The sequence below is a fragment of the Brevinema andersonii genome, from assembly GCF_900112165.1.
Lineage (GTDB): Bacteria > Spirochaetota > Brevinematia > Brevinematales > Brevinemataceae > Brevinema > Brevinema andersonii.
Genome location: NZ_FOKY01000032.1, coordinates 1 through 3,799 on the forward strand (window position 1 = coordinate 1; position 3,799 = coordinate 3,799).

Annotated in this window: 2 protein-coding genes; both read right to left on the minus strand. The window is 30.5% G+C overall.

Annotation, left to right across the window (positions count from 1 at the left end; translation table 11 throughout):
- Positions 1-157 precede the first annotated feature (157 nt).
- Positions 158-1,468 carry an O-antigen ligase family protein gene (locus tag BM018_RS07425; RefSeq protein ID WP_159428244.1) on the minus strand — a complete coding sequence of 437 codons (1,311 nt, stop codon included), beginning with the start codon at positions 1,466-1,468 and terminating at the stop codon, positions 158-160.
- A 388-nt stretch (positions 1,469-1,856) separates the two neighbouring features.
- Positions 1,857-3,356: a bifunctional metallophosphatase/5'-nucleotidase gene (locus BM018_RS07430; RefSeq protein WP_092320168.1), complete on the minus strand. Its 1,500-nt coding sequence runs from the start codon at positions 3,354-3,356 to the stop codon at positions 1,857-1,859.
- Positions 3,357-3,799: the final 443 nt, after the last annotated feature.

Genomic DNA, 3,799 nt, shown 5'->3' on the forward strand with positions numbered 1-3,799 from the left:
TTTCTACTTCCTTCCCCTGAAAACAATAGTATAAAAAAACTTGACAAATTTTAATTTTTATTTTCAAAAACTGCAAAACTAAATGTTATATGACACCTATAAAAGAAATAAAATAAATCCATTTATATAACAAAATATGGTAATAAAATTTTTTCACTTATTTTTCCTTATGTATGTTGGGATAGCAATATCCTAAAAATAAAAAAAGTAAAATACTAAATTTTAGTATATAAAGCCAATTGTCAGTAATATTATAAAAAGCAAGCCCTCCAAGGAACAACATGGCGGTATATGCTGGTAGTTGGTGTCTATATTTTGCATACTGAGTGAATAGATACAATAAGGCTATCATAAATAAAATAAATCCTAAAATACCGGTTTCGACTAAAACAGAAAGATAAACATTATGAAGAAATTCAACTTCAGGTAATTTGCTTTTTGATTTTTCAAGGTAGTATTTGTAGGCAAATCGAAAATTGAAAAGCCCTATGCCATGCCATAATACCTTATCCTTTAATAAGGAAAATCCAAACTGTATTTGATTGATACGGTCAGCTATCGTATATTGTTGTAAAGGGTTTTCCAAAGTATCTTTCCACTTGTCTGAATATTGTGTCAGTAAAGGCATCAGCAAAAAAGGAATTAAAAGAATAAAAAATCGTATTTTCCGAAATACCTGCCATGGGTAAAAAATAAGAAAGAGCAATCCCATTCCAATAAAAAATAGAAAAACACCTCTATTTTCTGTCAGAAGAAGTCCAATAAAAATAATAAGCAAAACAATAGAAAATATTATGCTTTTGAAGGGTTGTTTATTATTGGAGGCATTTAAAAATAATCCAAAGACTATAACAAATGCGATAACTAAAAATCCGGCGACATTTGCAGGCCATTCGCTTAGCAGAGAGGCTAATCCTGGAGATCCATGAGAAGGAATGAAAATGCCTAATAAAAATAAATTTCTTCCAAGAAATAAATGAAATATTCCAAAACATATTGTTATAGGTACAATGCCGCAAAAAATTGTAGTATAAAATTCTGTATATTCTTTTGGAAAATCAATGCTTCTTCCTATATTAAAAAGGAATCCGTAACCTAGTAATGCTATAAGCATAGCAAAAGCTGATGCTTTTGAGTATTCGGCAAAAAAGGATCCTATGAGTGCTACAAAAATAAAAAGAAGCCATATTAAGGAAATTTTATCGTCAGTTAACAGTTTTTTAGGGGAGACAATAAAAAAATATAAAATAAGAGCAGGAATGAATATTATAATAAATAGATCTCCTAGCGGCAATAATAAAATAGTAATGGTAGTAAAAAGATAGAATAATTTTTGTTTGAAAGGTAAATCGGGATAGATGTTCCAGGCCTGCCAAGAAGCAAAAGAGAAAAATAAAATAATAGGTATTCCTACATACCAAAAAGAATAGGAAAATCGATGACCATATTGTCCTATCCCCAAAAACATACAAAATCCAAGTATAAATAAAAGACCAAAGTAGAGGATAATGATTTTTAATGCGGATTTAACGGGAAAAGAAATGAGCATTTGATATCCTTTAGTAATTAATTCTTATAGAATATTAAAATGGTGTACTATTTATGGAATCAATACAAAATACACTATTGAGGAATAATTATATCATAAAAATCTACTTTTTGCAAGTGAAAAATTGAGCTAATGGAAATAATTGATAGATTGCAAAGATATGACTAAGCTTAAGAAAGATTGAAATATTTATATATCAAGAATAGTCTAACTATTGCTAAAAAAATAAGGAAATTTTCTTGTTAATTAGAATTAAATAGTGTACAGATCATTTTCTGTACACTATAATGTAAGTAGAAACAACTATTTAAAGAAAATTCCATCTAGGTTTTTTATCCAATTCCTTTACGTCGATATTCTGATCTTTTTTTATTTTTTGTATGAGCATGTCTCTAAAATCTGAACCTATTAGGCGTACATTTTTAGATTTTTCGGCAATCATTGTATAACCGTCGCCACCACCATAAAGCCAATCATTAATAATAATATTATAAACTTTTTCTGGATTTAAAGGCTGATTTTTTACTATGATCTCTTTGATAGTTTTGTCTGGATTAACCGTAACGAAAGTGCCTTTTGACAATTGAAGAAAGCCGCCCTTGCCATAATTTGAAGTTGCTGAAACTTCGATAATTTTCTGCAGATCAGCTCCGGTGACTTCGAAATAAACAGCTGTGTTATCGAAGGGATGAAATTCGAATAATGTTCCTATAGTGAGATTTCCTTGCAATAAAGGCGCACGTACACTTCCGGAATTGACAAGTATCATATCTGCATTTTGATCGGCATATATTTCTAGAAGCGAATCAGCAATATAATTACCTAATTGAGTAGATCCAAGACGAATATTTTCATCTGTTAAATCACCGTTGATAGTACCGATAATTTCTCCCATTTCTTCATCTACTAGAGCTTGTTTATTTTCAAGATATTTTACAATTTCCTTATCAGTCTCGATATTTTTTACGGGAATAAATTCATATTGATAACTGATCAACTGATTATTAAAATAAGTAAGGTCTAATTTTCCAAGATTTTTGATATTACTATCGGTTTGGACGATTAAAGTTTTTCCGACTTTGACCGGCTGTTCCAAAGGTGTGTGAGAATGACCTCCTACGATCACGTCAAAACGGTCCGGAAATGCTTCGGCTATTTCTACATCTTTTTCGTATCCGGAATGTGAAAGCAAAATAAGATGATCTTTTTTTGCTAATTCTTTATCGGTATCCAGCAAATTTTTTATACTTTCTATCTCATCTTCAATAGTGATATAGCCCGGAGTGCCATTTTTTTCGGAATATACTTCGTCTTTGGTTAAAATGCCGATCACAGCAATTTCGCGGCCGCTGATATTTGTGGTAAAATAAGGGTGTGTCACTGGCAGACCAGTATCAGTTTCGAAAACATTTGCGCTTACTGTTGGAAAATTTCTCATAGCCAGCATTTTATATGCTTGATCCAATCCAAAATCAAATTCATGATTTCCCGGCACAGCAGCATCAAAACCTATCATATTCATTAGATCCGAAGATTCCTCGCCTTTATAAACCAAACTATACACCGAACCTGTTACTGCATCTCCCCCATGCAGAACCAAGACATTTGGTTGTTTTTTGCGCAGTTTTTTGATCAGCGATGATAATTGAGCTTTTCCACCGTTGGTGTGCACTTCTTTGGTATTTTTGTTGGTACGAATATAAGGTAGATGTTTTGCATGAGTATCATTGATGTGGATGAGAGATAATTGAAATTTTTTTTCTCCACATGAAACAAGAATAAGAAAAATAAAAGTTAATTTTTTCATGAAATATTCCTCCTAAAACCGACATGAAAATTGTTCTTTATTATAGTGTGTAAATGGATTCAGAGTCAAGGTATATTTTATTTAATAATTTTTAATATCTGTAAAATAAGAATAAGATATTTCTATTTTTAGAATAGCATCAATTTATATATTCCAAGGAATATCAACAGTATTTATTGTTAAAAACCATTAAAATTAGCTTTTATACTCGTCATTTTTTATGAAAATTTAATTTTTGTAAGCAAATATAGTGTGAATTAGCTTATGGTATTGATTTTGAGAGAAATTAAGTTATAATATTTTTTGATGAGCCAGGAGGTATTTATGAAATGCAGTATCATTGAATTTGCAGTGCAATACGCCCTATTTTTTTACTGTTTGCAGGCATGAATCCCTCCTCTGAAACTATTTAAATAAAATATAAGCATCCAAATCAAAGATAT